Here is a 13,741-nt window from a genome sequence, read left to right as displayed (position 1 = left end):
CTGGCGGCACCCGACCCCTTCGAGGAGCCTCCGATGACCCCAGCCTCCCGTTCCCGCCGTGACGTCCTCGGCCTGCTCGCCGCCACCCCCGTGGCCACCGTGCTGGCGTTCCCCGAGCCCGCCCGCGCGGACGCCGACACCGCCGTCGTCGTGCCGAAGGACCTGCGCCCCGGCGGCGCGTTCGACCGGTACGTCGCCGACCAGGCCGCGCAGGGCCGGTTCACCGGCACCGTCCTGCTGGCCCACCGCGGCCGCCCGGTGCTGAGCCGGTCGCACGGCCTGGCCAACACCCGGCCCGAGATCGCCAACGGCCCGGACACGATCTTCGCCCTGGCGTCCGTCGGCAAGATGATCACGGCCGTCGCCGCGGTCCAGCTCGCGCAGCAGGGCAAGTTGCGGCTCCACGACAAGCTCGGCACGTACGTGGACGGCTTCCCGGCGCAGGCCGCCGACACCATCACCGTCCACCAGCTGATCACGCACCGCGCCGGCCTCGGCGAGTACCAGCACACCGACGCCTACCGGCAGGAATCGCCGAAGTGGGCGAGCGCCGAGGAGGTCATGGCCGGCATCACGGCGATCATCAGGCAGCTGCCGCCCGCGTTCGTCCCGGACGCGAAGACCGCGTACAGCAATTCCGGGTACCACCTCCTCGGCGAGGTCGTGGCCCGCGCGTCCGGGATGCCCTACCACGACTACGTCCGCCGGCACGTCTTCGCGCCGGCCGGGATGACCACCGCGGACTTCTGCACCAAGGCGCAGTGGCGCGACGACCCACGGATCGCGCACCCGTTCACCGTCACGCCGACCGGCGAACGGGTGGACGTCGTGGAGCAGAAGAACTTCATCGGCACGCCGGCGGGCAACTCGTTCGCCTCGGCGCCGGACATGGTGGCGTTCATGCGCGCCCTGGTGGGCGAGAAACTGCTGAACCGGGCCCACACCGCGCTCGCGCTGAGCGGGAAATGGGCGTCACGGTGGACCGACTCGCGCGAAGTGCCCGCGATGGACGTCTTCGGCGGCTATGGACCCAACAACGCGATCGTGAACAACCACCGGATCCTCTTCCACAACGGCGGGATCATCGGCCAGTCGACATTCGTGGAGCACTACCCCGACCTCGACCTGACGACGGTCGTCCTGGGCAACTCCGACGCCCTCGGCACCTCACCGATCGTCCACTTCGCCCGCCGAATCATCACCGCCGAACCGGCCCGGCACTGAAAGGACCGGTCGGCGGCTAACTGGTCGTGAACCCACAAGAGGCCTGTTCACCGTTAAGGATTGTGCGAAACGGTGACCGGGAACTGCTGCAGTTGCGCGACGACCTGATCGGGGGAGCCCACCGGCGCGAGATCCACCGGCTCCTGCAGCTGGTACACGTCGCCCTGCGGCGGGAAGTTCGTCAACCTGGGGCTCACCAGCGCCGCGGTCTTGGTGTTCGACAGCACCAGCGGCCCGTCCCCGGCCGGCGGCCTTTCCACGGTGACCGTGAAATCGAGGAACATCGTCTGCCGGAACACCGGCGAGTTCCCGACGATCTCCAGCAGGCTCAACGGGGTGACGTCGATGTCGGCCTGGGAGATCGTGACCTTGCCGAAAACCGGGGAGTCGGCACTCACCTCGTGGCCGATCACCTTCAGCCGGACACCACCGAGCCCCGCGCTGATGTTCCCCTCGACCCTGACCTTGATACCACCCTTGAAATCCAGGGTGACCAGACCGAAACCCTCCACGCGCAACGGCGTATCGGCAGCATGGCAGCTACACGGAATCTCCAGGCCGACCGACGGCAAGTAACGGCTTCCGGGATAAGTCACGAATCAGCCTTCCCTGTACGACAACCGAACTCGGTCAACGTATCCAGCGGACTGCCGTTCGGATCAGATCCAACAGGGCGTCACCCACCGTCACCCACATGGGCTCACCCGATGACATTCCGTCAAGACCAGCCCGAAGCCACCGCTCGTCACGGAACCGGCCTTGGTCTTCGGTGGAGCCGACCACCGACTACTCCAACCCGGACCACCCGACGCAACCACGTACGGATGGGGGTCCGGGGGCGAAGCCCGCCCGGGCGGGGCGTGGGGGTTGCACCCCCCACAAAAAACAACGGACGAGGCGGTCGACGCTTTCCGTCGACACACCTCGCCCGAGTCCGTGGAGCTGAGGGGAATCGAACCCCTGACCTACTCGATGCGAACGAGTCGCGCTACCAACTGCGCTACAGCCCCGTGTTCTGTTGTCGTGCGGGAGGAAGCATATCAGTAGTCGGGGGGTGGTTTTGCCACCCCCCTCTACTCGCCCGACGCCCGTCGGTACGGGAGGGCCTCGGGGCCGTCCAGCTCGACGAACAGCGGGTCCTCGTCGTCCGCGTCCACCACGACGGTGCCGGGGCGGAGCTGGTGCTGGAACCTCGGCTGCGGGGGCAGGCCCGCCTGGTCACGGGACGTCTCGGCCTCGGACGAGGGCGACGGCCCGGACGACGGCGTGGCGGCGGTGTGCGGCTGCGCGTCCGGCGCCTGCCGGGCGGTGGCGCGGCGGCGGGACTGGGAGTGCCTGGCCAGGCGGCGCGCGCGGATCTCCTCCTCGATCCGCACCTGGCGGCGCAGGTAACCGAGGTAGGAGACGAGCGTCACGTCGACCGCGGCGTGGCCCCACCAGACGAGCGGGTAGAGCACGCCCGCGACGACGCCCGTGACCAGGGCGAGCAGCAGCAGCGCGCCGACGACGCGGCGGCGGAAGGCGTACTTCGCCTGCGCCACGATCGCCGCCGTCTCCGGGTCGTAGCCACCCCGTCCCGGGCGGAACGGCCGGTGGTCGACGAAGTCGTCCGGCTCGTCGTAGTCGTCGTACTCCTCGAAGTCCGTGTCTGCCTCGGGCATGGCGTCGTACTCCTCCTCCATGCTGCCGCGCGACGCGTCGGCGCGCTTGCGCGCGACCATCGGCACGAGGACGACCAACCAGGCCACGACCAGTCCCACGACGATCAGCGAGCTCGGCATCCCCGTCACCTCCCCCTACCCCGCGGCGCGCTCGGTGGTGCACATGCCACGCTAGTCACAACAGTCACACCTGTGTCGGAGGCACGCCGACCGGCGTACGTACCAAAGTGTGGTGTATCACCCACTTTCGGGTGATCCGAATAAGCCGCTCGGCGTGCAGATCAGGCAGTTCGGGCGTATCCCTGTGCGACCAAACGGCGTACGAGACCTTCCGGCGAGGTCTCCTCGGCGGTCATCGCGAAGCACAGGTGGTCGCGCCAGTCGCCCGCCACGTCGAGGTACCGCAGGAACAGGCCCTCCTCCCGGAAGCCGGCCTTGGTGAGCACCCGGAGGCTGGCCCGGTTCTCCGGCCGGACGGTCGCCTCCAGCCGGTGCAGGCCGCCGTCGCCGAAGCAGTGGTCGACCACGAGCGCCAGCGCCGCCGTGGCCACGCCGCCGCGCGCCCGGTCGGCCGCCACCCAGTAGCCGACCCACGCCGAGCGCAGCGAGCCGCGCACGATGTTGCCCACGGTGATCTGCCCGGCCAGCTCGCCGTCCACGGTGATCACGAACGGCAGCGCCTGGCCGCGCCGGGCCAGCGACTTCAGCGACGACCACTGCGGCGGCCACGCCAGCGGCGCGTTGCGCTCGTGCCACCCCTCGGCCGCGGTGGGTTCCCAGTCCTCCAGGTACGCCCGGTCGCGGAGCCTGGCCCGCGACCACGCCGACGCGTCGAGCAGCTTCGGCGGCCGCAACGCCACCAGGCCCGCGTCGACCCTCAGCGGTCCGAGCCGCGCGGGCCAGCCGGGGTGCCGACCGCCGTCACCCGCGAAACTCATCCATCCCCACCGTGCCCCATTCCCCGTCGGGGTCTCATCCCCGTTGGGCGAGGAAGCTGACCACGACCTCTTCGCCCGCCGCCACGTCCGTCACGTCCTCGTCGACCATGACCAGGCAGTTCGCCTCGGCCAACGACGCCAGCAAGTGCGACCCGGAGGTACCCAGCGGCTGCACCAGGTACTCGCCGTTGTCCGCGTCGCGCAGCAGCTGGCCGCGCAGGTAGCCGCGCCGGCCTTTCGTGGACGTCAGCGGCGACAGCAGCCGCGCGCCGACCGCCCGCCGGTACGGGTTGCGCTTGCCGAGCGCGGCCCGGATCAGCGGACGCACCAGCACTTCGAAAACGACCAAGGCGCTCATCGGGTTCGCGGGCAGCAGGAACGTCGGCACCGCGTCCGGTCCGAGCCGGCCGAAGCCCTGCACCGAACCGGGGTGCATGGCGACCCTGGTCACGTCCACGTCGCCGAGGTCGGCCAGCGCGGCGCGCACCTCGTCGCCGATGACGCCCCCGACGCCACCCGCGACGACCACGATCTCCGACAACAGCAACCTGCCCTCGACGACCTCGCGCAGCCGGCGCGGGTCCGACGACTGGATGCCGACCCGGCTGACCTCGGCGCCCGCGTCCCGCGCGGCGGCGGCCAGCGCGTAGGAGTTGACGTCGTAGACCTGGCCCTGGCCGGGGGTGCGGTCGACGTCGACCAGCTCCTCGCCGATCGAGATCACCGACACCCGCGGCCGGGGGTGGACCAGCACCTTGTTGCGGCCGACCGCGGCGAGCAGGCCGACCTGGGCGGCGCCGATGGACGCGCCGCGGCGCACCGCGACGTCACCGGTCTGCACGTCCTCGCCGGTGCGCCGCACGAACGCCGCGGACGGCACCGAGCGGTGCACGGTCACCTTGGCCGCGTGCCGGTCGGTGTCGCCCCGGTTGGTGTAGGCGCTGGGCACCACGGCGTCGGCCAGCGTGGGTAGCGGCGCGCCGGTCGCGACCCGGACCGCCTGGCCGGGTTGCAGCCGTCTGGGCTGGCGGGACCCCGCGGGGATCTCGCCGACCACCGGGAGCGTGACCGGTTCCTCGTTGGCGGCCTGCACGTCGACGCTGCGCACCGCGTAGCCGTCGACAGCCGCCTGGTCGAACCCGGGCAACGCGCGCTCGGCGACGACCTCCTCGGCGCAGAGCAGGCCCTGCGACTCGGAGATCGCCACCCGCACGGGGGCGGGCCGCACGGCGGCGGCGACCACCCTGGCGAGCTGCTCGTCCACTGACCTCATGTGTTGACCTCGTTTTAGGAGTTGGCGAGGCGTGCCCGCAACCACTCCCCCAGCTCGGGCCCGTAGTCGGGGTGCTCCAGTGCGAAGTCAACCGCAGCTTTGAGGAATCCTCCCGGATTGCCCAGGTCGTGTCGTCCACCGCGGTGGACGACGACGTGCACCGGGTGACCCTCGTTGATCAGCAGCGCGATGGCGTCGGTGAGCTGGAGCTCGCCTCCCGCGCCCGGCGTGATGCGCTTGAGGGCGTCGAAGATCGCCCGGTCGAGCAGGTAGCGGCCGGCCGCGGCGAACGTGGACGGCGCGTCCTCGGCCTTGGGCTTCTCGACCATGCCGACGACCCGCTTGACGTCGTCGTCACCGGTGTCCCGGACGTCGAAGACGCCGTAGGCGGAGATCTGGTCCTTGGGGATGTCGAACGCGCACAGCACGCTGCCGCCGAGCTTCTCGCGGACCGCGGCCATCTTCGTCAGCACGCCCGTCGGCAGCACGAGGTCGTCCGGCAGCAGGACGGCGACGGCCTCGTCCGCGCCGGTCAGGTTGCCCTCGGCGCAGGCGACCGCGTGGCCGAGGCCCAGCGCCTTGTCCTGGATCGCGGTCTCGACGGTGAGCAGGTTCGACGCGCGGCGGACCTTGGCGAGCAGGTCGGTCTTGCCGCGCTCTTCCAGGGTCGCCTCCAGCTCGGGCTGCGGGCGGAAGTACTCGGCGACCGCGTCCTTGCCGGGTGACGTCACGATGACGAGCTTCGTCGCGCCCGCCTCGGCGGCTTCGGTGGCGACGAGCTCGATGCCCGGGGTGTCGACGACCGGCAGCAGCTCCTTGGGCACCGCTTTGGTGGTGGGGAGGAAGCGCGTGCCCAGGCCTGCCGCCGGCACGATTGCTGTCTGGAAGGCGCTCATGGGCTGCGAGCGTAACGGCGCGCTTAGGGTGACCTGCCATGACGTCCGGTGAACGTGATCGGAAGACGACTCTGCGCACACGGCTGCGGGCCGGGCGGCGCGGCGCGGTGATGCCCTCGATGGCGGCCGAGGTGCTGTCGGCCGTCGACGATTTCGGCGTTTCCGCTGGTGAGATTGTGTGTGCCTATGTCGCTTCGGCGGCGGAGCCGGGGTCGTTGGCGATGGTGGAGGCGTTGCGGGCGCGCGGGTTGCGGGTGCTGCTGCCGGTGGTGGTCGGGGACGGGTTGGACTGGGCTCCGTACGACGGGCGGTTGCGGGTGGGCGCGTTCGGGCTGCGGGAGCCGGTGGGGCCGCTGCTGGGCGCGGAGGCGGTGGGGTCGGCGGCGTTGGTGCTGGTGCCGGCGTTGGCGGTGGATCACTCCGGGGTGCGGTTGGGCAAGGGTGGCGGCTACTACGACCGGGCGTTGGGGTTGTCCACAGGTCCGGTGGTGGCGGTGGTGCGGGACGAGGAGTTCGTGCCGTCGTTGCCGGCGGAACCGCACGACGTGCGGGTGGACGCGGTGCTGACGCCCGGGCGGGGTGTCGTGCGGCTGCCGTTGTTGTGACTTTGACCTGTGATGTTTGCGCCACATATGCCGGGTGGCGCATCATCGGTGTTGGCACTCGTGACGGAGGAGTGCCAACCAGGACTCGTGGAGGGCTCACCGTGCCGACCTACCAGTACGCCTGCACCGAGTGCGATCACCGGTTCGAGGCGGTGCAGTCCTTCTCGGACTCCGCGTTGTCCGAGTGCCCCGAGTGCTCCGGCAGGCTGCGCAAGCTCTACGGCGCGGTCGGTGTCGTGTTCAAGGGCAGCGGCTTCTACCGGACCGACAGCCGTTCGTCTTCTTCCGCCGCTCCGGCGTCGTCGAAGTCGGAGTCGACGGCTGCTCCCGCTCCTTCTACGTCTTCCTCCACGCCGAGCGCTCCGGCAGCCGCCGCTTCCTGAGCCGGCGGGAGTTGTCCACAGGCCCCCGAGTTGTCCACAGCTCGGGGGTTCCTGCTGTCCGGAGGCGGGTTCCGTCCCTACCGTCGGAACCATGCTCCTCCACCTCAGAAGGATCCTGGCGGGCCTGTTGGCCCTGGTAGCCGTGGGTGTGGCCGTGCTGCCGGACGGCTCGACGGTCGCCGTCCTGGTGGCGTCGCGCGATCTCGCCCCCGGCGTGCCGCTCGGTGCGGATGACGTGCGCTCAGTCGCCGTGCCACCGGCTCTCGCGCCGGCGGGAGCTCTCGCGCGGGGTGACGACGCGTTAGGCCGCAGCTTGGTGAGCGCGGCCCGTTCCGGCGAACCCCTGACCGACGCCCGCCTGACGTCGGCCGACCCGGGCGTGTCGTCGGTGGCCGTGCGCCTGGCCGACGCGGGGGTGGCCGGTCTGCTGCGACCGGGGAGCCGGGTCGACGTCGTGGGCACGGAGTCGGCCGTACTGGCGGCGGACGCCTCAGTGGTCGCCGTGCGCGAGGGCGAAGTGGTCATCCTCTCCGCCGACCGTGCCGCAGCCCACCGCCTGGCCGCCGAATCCCTGGCCGGCCCCGTCGCCGTGATCTTGCGCTAACCCACCTCACCTCGGGCGGCCAGGCGGGCACCCCACCGCCGCCTCGCTGCCCCGCCCGCCAACCCGAATCCGTTCCAAGCTGGTGCGAGCCGGCCGCGCGGTCCCGCCACCTTGCTGACAGCAGCCCGCCAGCCCTGCCCGCCCTCACGCCGGTCGCTCTCGTGTGGCCCAGCTCCGACCTGCCGACCCAACCCAGCCGACCCGAATGCCGCCGGGCTCGCCTGGCCATCGCGAGGCCGTCGTGAGGCCGTCGCCGGGGCGTCTGCGGTGGAGGTGGTGGGTGGTGAGCTGGGAGGACCGGGTTTTCATCGGGGGACCGATGAGTTTTCGGCGCGCCTGTCGTTCCACCCGACACAAGGCAATGCAGGGTGGGCCGGTTGGCCCCGTCACAAAGGAGAGCACCGTGGACTGGAAGCTGGAAGTCGTGATCGTCCCCGTGTCCGACGTCGAACGCGCCAAGACCTTCTACACCGACACGTTGGGCTTCACGCTCGACACCGACCACAGCTCCGGCGACGCCTTCCGGGTCGTCCAGGTCACCCCGCCCGGCTCGGCGTGCTCGCTCGTCTTCGGCAAAGGCCTCGGCGACAGCGGCGCGCCCGGCTCGCTCAAGGGCTGCCAGCTGGTCGTCTCCGACATCCAGGCAGCCCACGCGCACCTCGAAGCGAACGGTGTCGTGAACTCGGGGCCGCAGCACTTCGAGAACGGCGCGATGACGCCCGGGCCGGATCCCGCCGGGGCCGACTACAACTCCTTCATCTTCTTCGACGACCCCGACGGCAACACGTGGGCCGTGCAGCAGGTCGGGAAGTCCGAGCGCTGATGTTCGAGCAGGCCACCCGGCAGCACCGCCGAGAGCTGCACGTCCACTGCTACCGGATGCTCGCCTCCTACGAAGAAGCCGAGGACGCCGTGCAGGAGGTGTTCCTGCGCGCCTGGCGGGCGTGGGACACCTTCGACGGCGGCAACGTCCGCGCCTGGCTCTACAAGATCGCCACCAACACGTGCGTCGACCTGATCCGGGCCAAGGCACGCACGCCCAGGACCCAACCGGAGGTCAGCTGGCTCACCCCGTACCCGGACCGCCTGCTGGACCAGGTGGCGCCGACCGACGACGAACCGGACGTGGTCGCCGTCGCACGGGAGACCGTGGAACTCGCCTTCCTGGCCGCCCTCCAAGTCCTCCCCGCGCGGCAGCGGGCGGCGTTGCTCGCGCGGGAGGTGCTGGGCATGACGGCGCAGGAGACGGCCGGCCTGCTCGACATCAGCGTGGCCGCCGCCAACAGCGCGCTCCAACGCGCCCGCGCCACGATGCGGCAGCACCTGCCCTCCCACCGCAACGACTGGACGGCGCCGGAGCCGAGCCCCCGGGAACGCGAGCTGCTGAGCCGGTTCATCGACGCCCACCAGCGGTGTGACGCGGCGGCGGCCGTGGCGATCGCCGCCGAGGACCTGAGGGTCACCATGCCGCCCGCGCCGCTGTGCTTCGACGGCCTGGACCAGGTCGCCACGCTGCTGGAACGCGCCCTCGGTCCCGACCGGGAAGGCGACTGGCTGCTCGTGCCGACCCGCGCCAACCGGATGCCGTCCGCGGCCAGTTACCTGCGCCGACACGGCGACACGGTGTTCCGGGCGTTCAAGTTGGACGTCCTGCGCGTCGAAGACGACCGGATCGTGGAGATCACCACGTTCGGGCCGGGGATGTTCGAGCTGTTCGGCCTTCCCGCGACACACGTACCCGGAGCGTCACCGACGCGGCCCTGAGCGGTTACCCTCCGCTGGCCCCCACCCATACCCCCGAACGGAGGAGCCAACCGTGATCAAGGGCTTCAAGGACTTCCTCATGCGCGGCAACGTGATCGACCTCGCCGTGGCGGTGGTCATCGGCGCCGCGTTCACCGCGATCGTCACCGCGTTCACCACGAACCTGATCAACCCGATCATCGCGTTGTTCGGCGGCAACAACGTCAACGGCCTGGCCGTGCAGCTGGGCAGCAGCGACAAGACGATCATCGACTTCGGCGCGATCATCACCGCGGTGATCAACTTCCTGATCGTGGCCGGGATCGTCTACTTCATCTTCGTGCTGCCGATGAACAAGCTGAAGGAACGGCGCAAGCGCGGCCAGGAGCCCGGCCCCTCGGAGCCGACCGACGTCGAGCTGCTCAAGGAGATCCGCGACCTCCTCGCCTCCCAGCGCCAGCGCCAGGAGTGACGGCCCGGGCCGCGAGCACGAGCGCCGAGAAGTGACGGACCGCCGGCCCCGACACCCCGGACCGACGGCACGAGTCCCGGCGTCGGTGCCGGAAAAGGGGTTGTCCGACCGACAGCGGGTGTGACCGGGCGTGCCTAGCATCACCCGGTCATCCGCCGACGATCCCGGAGGTCCTCATGTCCATCACCGTGCGCGGCGCGGCAGCCGCCCTGGCTGTCGCCGCCGGGCTCTCGCTGGCCGCCGCGCCCGCCGCCCAGGGCGCCGTGAGGGTCCTGCACTTCTACGACCTCGACCGGTGTCGGGTGGCGCAGCTCAACTACGCCCGCGTCGGCACGCCGATCATCCAGGGATGCACCGCCGACGTGTACACCGACGGCCAACCGTCGCGCTGGCGGCTGATGCTCGGCTGACCCGCGAAGGCGCTACCCGCCGTGGTGCGGCGGCCGGTTCTCCTCGTACCACCGGTCGTCGCGCCCGGTCGGGTGCGGCTCGTCCGACGAGCCCTCCGGCAGCACCTCGCCGAACACCTCGGCCAGCCGACGACGCCGCGCCGCCTCCTCCGCGGCCGACGCGGCAGCGGCCGGAGCAGCTGGTGCGGCGGCAGCCGAGGTGGAGGCGTCGTCGGCGTCGTCAGCCGGCTCGGTCATGACTCATCCAACCCCGAGAGCTGCTCGATCACGTACGGCACCAGCGCCGACAACGTCGCCATGCCGTCGCGCACCGCCGACCGCGACCCGGCCAGGTTCACCACGAGGGTGCTGCCGGACACGCCGACCAGCCCCCGCGAGATGCCCGCGTCCACCGCTCCCGCCGCCAGCCCCGAGGCCCGGAGCGCCTCGGCGATGCCGCTGATCGGCCGGTCGAGCACGCCCTGTGTGGCGTCCGGCGTCACGTCGCGCGGCGACACCCCTGTGCCGCCGACGGTGACGACCAGGTCGACACCGCCGATCACCGCGGTGTTCAGCGCGGCGCGGATGCCCACGACCTCACCCTCCACCGCGACCGTGCCGTCGACGATGAACCCTGCTTCCTCCAGCAACTCGGTGACCAGCGGTCCTGTGCTGTCGTCGTGCTCACCGTGCGCCACCCGGTCGTCCACGATCACGACAAGGGCGCGTCCCAGTCGCTGCGCGCTGCGTTCCATGAGCGTCACCGTAGCCAATCGGAGGATCTGACGGTTCCGTGACGTCACGCTGTCGCACCGCCCGTTCCCGCCGAACCACCCCTAACTTCGGTGACGTGCGCGTTCTCCTCACCGGCGGAGCCGGGTTCATCGGCTCACACATCGCCGACCAACTGACCGCCCGGGGCGACGACGTGGTCGTGCTCGACGCCTACCTGCCCCAGGCCCACCGCGACCGGCCGCCGGACGTTCACGACGTCACCGATCTCGACACGGTGAAAAATCTCCTCGATGGAGTGGACGTGGTCTGCCACCAGGCCGCTGTCGTCGGCCACGGCCTCGACCCGTCCGACGCACCGCTGTACGCCCGCAACAACGACCTCGGCACCGCCGTGCTGCTCGCCGCGATGCACGAGCGGGGCGTGGAGCACCTGGTCATGGCATCCTCGATGGTCGTCTACGGCGAGGGCCGGTACGAGTGCGCCGAGCACGGCGTCGTCCGGGCCGCGCCACGCCGCCAGGCCGATCTCGACCAGGGCCGCTACGAACCGCCGTGCCCGCACTGCGGCAGCCCCCTGGAGCCGCGCCTGGTCCCCGAGGACGCCCCGCTGGACCCCCGCAGCACGTACGCCGCCAGCAAGCTCGCCCAAGAGCACTACGCGGCGGCGTGGGCGCGCCAGACGGGCGGCACGGTGTGGGCGCTGCGCTACCACAACGTGTACGGCCCGATGATGCCCAAGGACACCCCGTACGCGGGCGTGGCGAGCCTGTTCCGCAGCGCGCTCGAACGCGGCGAGGCGCCCACGGTCCTCGAAGACGGCCGGCAGCGCCGCGACTTCGTGCACGTCACGGACGTGGCGCGGGCCAACGTGCTGGCCATCGGTCGACCGGGCGAACCCGGCACGTTCACGCCGCTCAACGTCTGCTCCGGCGAGCCGCACACCGTCGGCGACCTGGCCGCCCACCTGGCCGAGGCGTGCGGCGGCCCCCAGCCGCGCATCGTCGGCGGCGCACGGCCCGCGGACGTCCGGCACGTCGTCGCCGATCCCGCCCGAGCCCGCGACCTCCTCGGCTTCCGGGCCGAGACGACCTTCGCGGCCGGGGTCAAGCAGTTCGCAACGGACCGCCTGCGCTGAGCGGCAGCCGCACCTCGAACCGGCAGCCGCGCCCGTGGTTGCGGGCGTCGATCGTGCCCTGGTGCGCCTCCACCAGGCCGCGCGCGATCGCCAGCCCCAACCCGCCGCCGACCGGCTGCCGGTGCGGCGTGCCGCGGAACGCCACGTCGAACACCCTGGGCAGGTCGGCTTCCGGGATCCCGCCGCAGCCGTCGTCCACGCGCAGCAGCGCCGACGGGCCGTCCACGTCCACCTGCACGGCCACCGTGCCGTCCGGCGGGGTGTGGCGGATCGCGTTGGACAGCAGGTTGCGCACCACCCTGGCCAGCTCGGGGTCGCTGCCCAGCACCACGGGCCACGTCGCCGCGTCCGCCCGCAGCCGCACGCCCTTGCGCGACGCCACCGGGCTCTCCGCCGCCACCACCTCGCTGACCACGTCCGCCAACGGCACCTCGGACAACGTGAGCCGGAGCGCGCCGGCGGTGATGCGGGACAGCTCGAACAGGTCGTCCACCATCCCGGACAACGCCTCCGCCTCGGTCGAGATCCGCCCCGCGTACTCGGAGACCTCGTCCCGCCGCGACACCACGCCGTCCGCCAACGCCTCGGCCATCGCCCGGATCCCGGCGAGCGGCGTGCGCAGGTCGTGGCTGATCCACGCGACCAGCTCGCGCCGGGACGCCTCGGCCGCGCGTTCCCGTTCCCGCGCCTCGCTCTCCCACACGCTGCGACGCGCCAGCGCCCGACCCAGCAGCACCGCCGTCGGCACCGTCACCAGCGCCACGAGCAGGCACACCAGCACGGTCGTGGTGAGGATCGGGGTGAACATGAACCCGCTCACCGCGAGCACGCCGCCGATGGTCGCCACCACCGGCACGATCGCCAGCACGGTCAGCGCCGTGGCCAGCGACCCGTTCTGCAACCGCCGCAGCAGCACCGCGCCGAGCAGCGCCAGCGGCAGCGAGAACAGCACCGCGTAGGGCAGGATGTGGTAGATCTCGATCAGCATCACGCACCGCCGTCGTACCGGTAGCCCACGCCCCACACGGTCGCGATCCGCACCGGCCGGGCCGAGTCGACCTCCACCTTCTCCCGCAACCGTCGCACGTGGACGGTCACGGTGGACTGGTCGCCGAACTCCCAGCCCCACACCCGCGACAGCAGCTCGCCGCGGCTGAACGCGGTGCCCCGGTGGGTCAGGAAGAACACCAGCAGGTCGAACTCGCGGGTGGTCAGCGACATCTCGCGCCCGTCGAGCCACGCCGACCGCGCGCCCACGTCCACCCGCAGCCCGCCGTCGGTCAGCACGGACGGCGACCGCGACGCCGCCACCCGCGACCGGCGCAGCACCGACGTCACCCGCAGCGCCAGCTCACGCGGGCTGAACGGCTTGGTCACGTAGTCGTCCGCGCCGAGCTGGAGCCCGGCGATCCGGTCCTCCTCCTCGCCCAGCGCGGTCAGCATCACGACCGGCACGGCGCTGCGCACGCGCAGCCGGCGGCACACCTCCAGCCCGTCGACGCCGGGCAGCATCAGGTCGAGCACCACCAGGTCCGGCTCACGTTCGGCGAACCGGCGCAGCGCGCTCTCGCCGTCGCCGACCAGCTCGACCTCGTGCCCGGCCAGTTCCAGGTACCGGCGCACCACGTCGCGCACGGTCACGTCGTCGTCCACGACGAGGACCCGCCCGGTCGTCTCACCCAT

At 71.6% G+C, this 13,741-nt stretch carries 18 protein-coding genes and 1 tRNA gene; 9 read left to right on the top strand and 10 right to left on the bottom strand.

The genetic code is table 11. The features are described from left to right. The first annotated feature begins 33 nt into the window (after window positions 1-33). A complete protein-coding gene (locus tag ADK67_RS26920; protein ID WP_053719304.1) occupies window positions 34-1,224 on the top strand; it encodes a serine hydrolase domain-containing protein in 1,191 nt (396 codons plus the stop codon). A 53-nt stretch (window positions 1,225-1,277) separates the two neighbouring features. On the opposite strand, the gene ADK67_RS26915 is transcribed toward ADK67_RS26920, so the two are convergent. The 6 genes from ADK67_RS26915 to ADK67_RS26890 form a co-directional block, all read right to left on the bottom strand. Then, on the bottom strand, window positions 1,278-1,736 hold the full coding sequence (locus ADK67_RS26915) for a hypothetical protein (RefSeq protein WP_053719303.1): 459 nt from the start codon (window positions 1,734-1,736) through the stop codon (window positions 1,278-1,280). Window positions 1,737-2,161: 425 nt separating this feature from the next. Beyond that, window positions 2,162-2,234 (bottom strand) — tRNA-Ala (locus ADK67_RS26910). A 63-nt stretch (window positions 2,235-2,297) separates the two neighbouring features. Then, window positions 2,298-3,005 carry a divisome protein SepX/GlpR gene (gene sepX, locus ADK67_RS26905; protein ID WP_053719302.1) on the bottom strand — a complete coding sequence of 236 codons (708 nt, stop codon included), beginning with the start codon at window positions 3,003-3,005 and terminating at the stop codon, window positions 2,298-2,300. A gap of 161 nt (window positions 3,006-3,166) precedes the next feature. Continuing rightward, a complete protein-coding gene (locus tag ADK67_RS26900; protein WP_053719301.1) occupies window positions 3,167-3,823 on the bottom strand; it encodes a GNAT family N-acetyltransferase in 657 nt (218 codons plus the stop codon). A gap of 34 nt (window positions 3,824-3,857) precedes the next feature. Continuing rightward, on the bottom strand, window positions 3,858-5,096 hold the full coding sequence (glp, locus tag ADK67_RS26895; RefSeq protein ID WP_053719300.1) for a molybdotransferase-like divisome protein Glp: 1,239 nt from the start codon (window positions 5,094-5,096) through the stop codon (window positions 3,858-3,860). Between the two features lie 14 nt (window positions 5,097-5,110). Then, a complete protein-coding gene (locus ADK67_RS26890) occupies window positions 5,111-5,992 on the bottom strand; it encodes a UTP--glucose-1-phosphate uridylyltransferase (RefSeq protein ID WP_053719299.1) in 882 nt (293 codons plus the stop codon). Between the two features lie 38 nt (window positions 5,993-6,030). Between ADK67_RS26890 and ADK67_RS26885 the strand changes: the two genes are divergently transcribed. From ADK67_RS26885 to ADK67_RS26855, 7 genes are all read left to right on the top strand, one after another. Then, a complete protein-coding gene (locus ADK67_RS26885; protein ID WP_053719298.1) occupies window positions 6,031-6,597 on the top strand; it encodes a 5-formyltetrahydrofolate cyclo-ligase in 567 nt (188 codons plus the stop codon). A gap of 101 nt (window positions 6,598-6,698) precedes the next feature. Beyond that, a complete protein-coding gene (locus tag ADK67_RS26880; protein WP_053719297.1) occupies window positions 6,699-6,980 on the top strand; it encodes an FmdB family zinc ribbon protein in 282 nt (93 codons plus the stop codon). A gap of 91 nt (window positions 6,981-7,071) precedes the next feature. Beyond that, window positions 7,072-7,584, top strand: a complete 513-nt coding sequence (locus ADK67_RS54765; RefSeq protein ID WP_157620864.1) for an SAF domain-containing protein — start codon at window positions 7,072-7,074, stop codon at window positions 7,582-7,584. 403 nt (window positions 7,585-7,987) lie between these two features. Continuing rightward, a complete protein-coding gene (locus tag ADK67_RS26870) occupies window positions 7,988-8,407 on the top strand; it encodes a glyoxalase superfamily protein (protein ID WP_053719295.1) in 420 nt (139 codons plus the stop codon). Continuing rightward, entirely contained in the window at window positions 8,407-9,348 is a 942-nt protein-coding gene (locus ADK67_RS26865; RefSeq protein WP_053719294.1) for an RNA polymerase subunit sigma-70, read from the top strand. Before ADK67_RS26870 ends, ADK67_RS26865 begins: the two co-directional genes overlap by 1 nt. A gap of 52 nt (window positions 9,349-9,400) precedes the next feature. After that, the gene (gene mscL / locus ADK67_RS26860) at window positions 9,401-9,799 is read left to right on the top strand and encodes a large-conductance mechanosensitive channel protein MscL (RefSeq protein ID WP_053719293.1); all 399 of its coding nucleotides are present in this window, start codon (window positions 9,401-9,403) and stop codon (window positions 9,797-9,799) included. A gap of 176 nt (window positions 9,800-9,975) precedes the next feature. Further along, window positions 9,976-10,209 (top strand): hypothetical protein, encoded by a 234-nt coding sequence (locus tag ADK67_RS26855; RefSeq protein ID WP_053719292.1) that lies wholly within the window; start codon window positions 9,976-9,978, stop codon window positions 10,207-10,209. A 12-nt stretch (window positions 10,210-10,221) separates the two neighbouring features. Here the strand turns inward: ADK67_RS26855 and ADK67_RS26850 are convergent, their stop codons facing one another. Then, complete coding sequence (locus tag ADK67_RS26850; RefSeq protein ID WP_053719291.1) at window positions 10,222-10,446, bottom strand: hypothetical protein; 225 nt, start codon at window positions 10,444-10,446, stop codon at window positions 10,222-10,224. Continuing rightward, window positions 10,443-10,943, bottom strand: coding sequence for a MogA/MoaB family molybdenum cofactor biosynthesis protein (locus tag ADK67_RS26845; protein WP_053719418.1), 501 nt, complete (start codon window positions 10,941-10,943; stop codon window positions 10,443-10,445). The genes ADK67_RS26850 and ADK67_RS26845 overlap by 4 nt, the downstream gene beginning before the upstream one ends. 95 nt (window positions 10,944-11,038) lie before the next feature. On the opposite strand from ADK67_RS26845, the gene ADK67_RS26840 reads away from it, so the two are divergent. Beyond that, window positions 11,039-12,058, top strand: a complete 1,020-nt coding sequence (locus ADK67_RS26840) for an NAD-dependent epimerase/dehydratase family protein (RefSeq protein ID WP_053719290.1) — start codon at window positions 11,039-11,041, stop codon at window positions 12,056-12,058. On the opposite strand, the gene ADK67_RS26835 is transcribed toward ADK67_RS26840, so the two are convergent. Next, window positions 12,027-13,046 (bottom strand): sensor histidine kinase, encoded by a 1,020-nt coding sequence (locus ADK67_RS26835; RefSeq protein ID WP_053719289.1) that lies wholly within the window; start codon window positions 13,044-13,046, stop codon window positions 12,027-12,029. The two genes, ADK67_RS26840 and ADK67_RS26835, sit on opposite strands and share 32 nt — an antisense overlap. Next, the gene (locus ADK67_RS26830) at window positions 13,046-13,741 is read right to left on the bottom strand and encodes a response regulator transcription factor (RefSeq protein ID WP_197289630.1); all 696 of its coding nucleotides are present in this window, start codon (window positions 13,739-13,741) and stop codon (window positions 13,046-13,048) included. The genes ADK67_RS26835 and ADK67_RS26830 overlap by 1 nt, the downstream gene beginning before the upstream one ends.

Origin of the sequence: Saccharothrix sp. NRRL B-16348 (assembly GCF_001280085.1) — a bacterium.
Lineage (GTDB): Bacteria > Actinomycetota > Actinomycetes > Mycobacteriales > Pseudonocardiaceae > Actinosynnema.
Note: the sequence above shows the minus strand (reverse complement) of the source record. Positions and strands in the feature narration are given on the sequence as shown.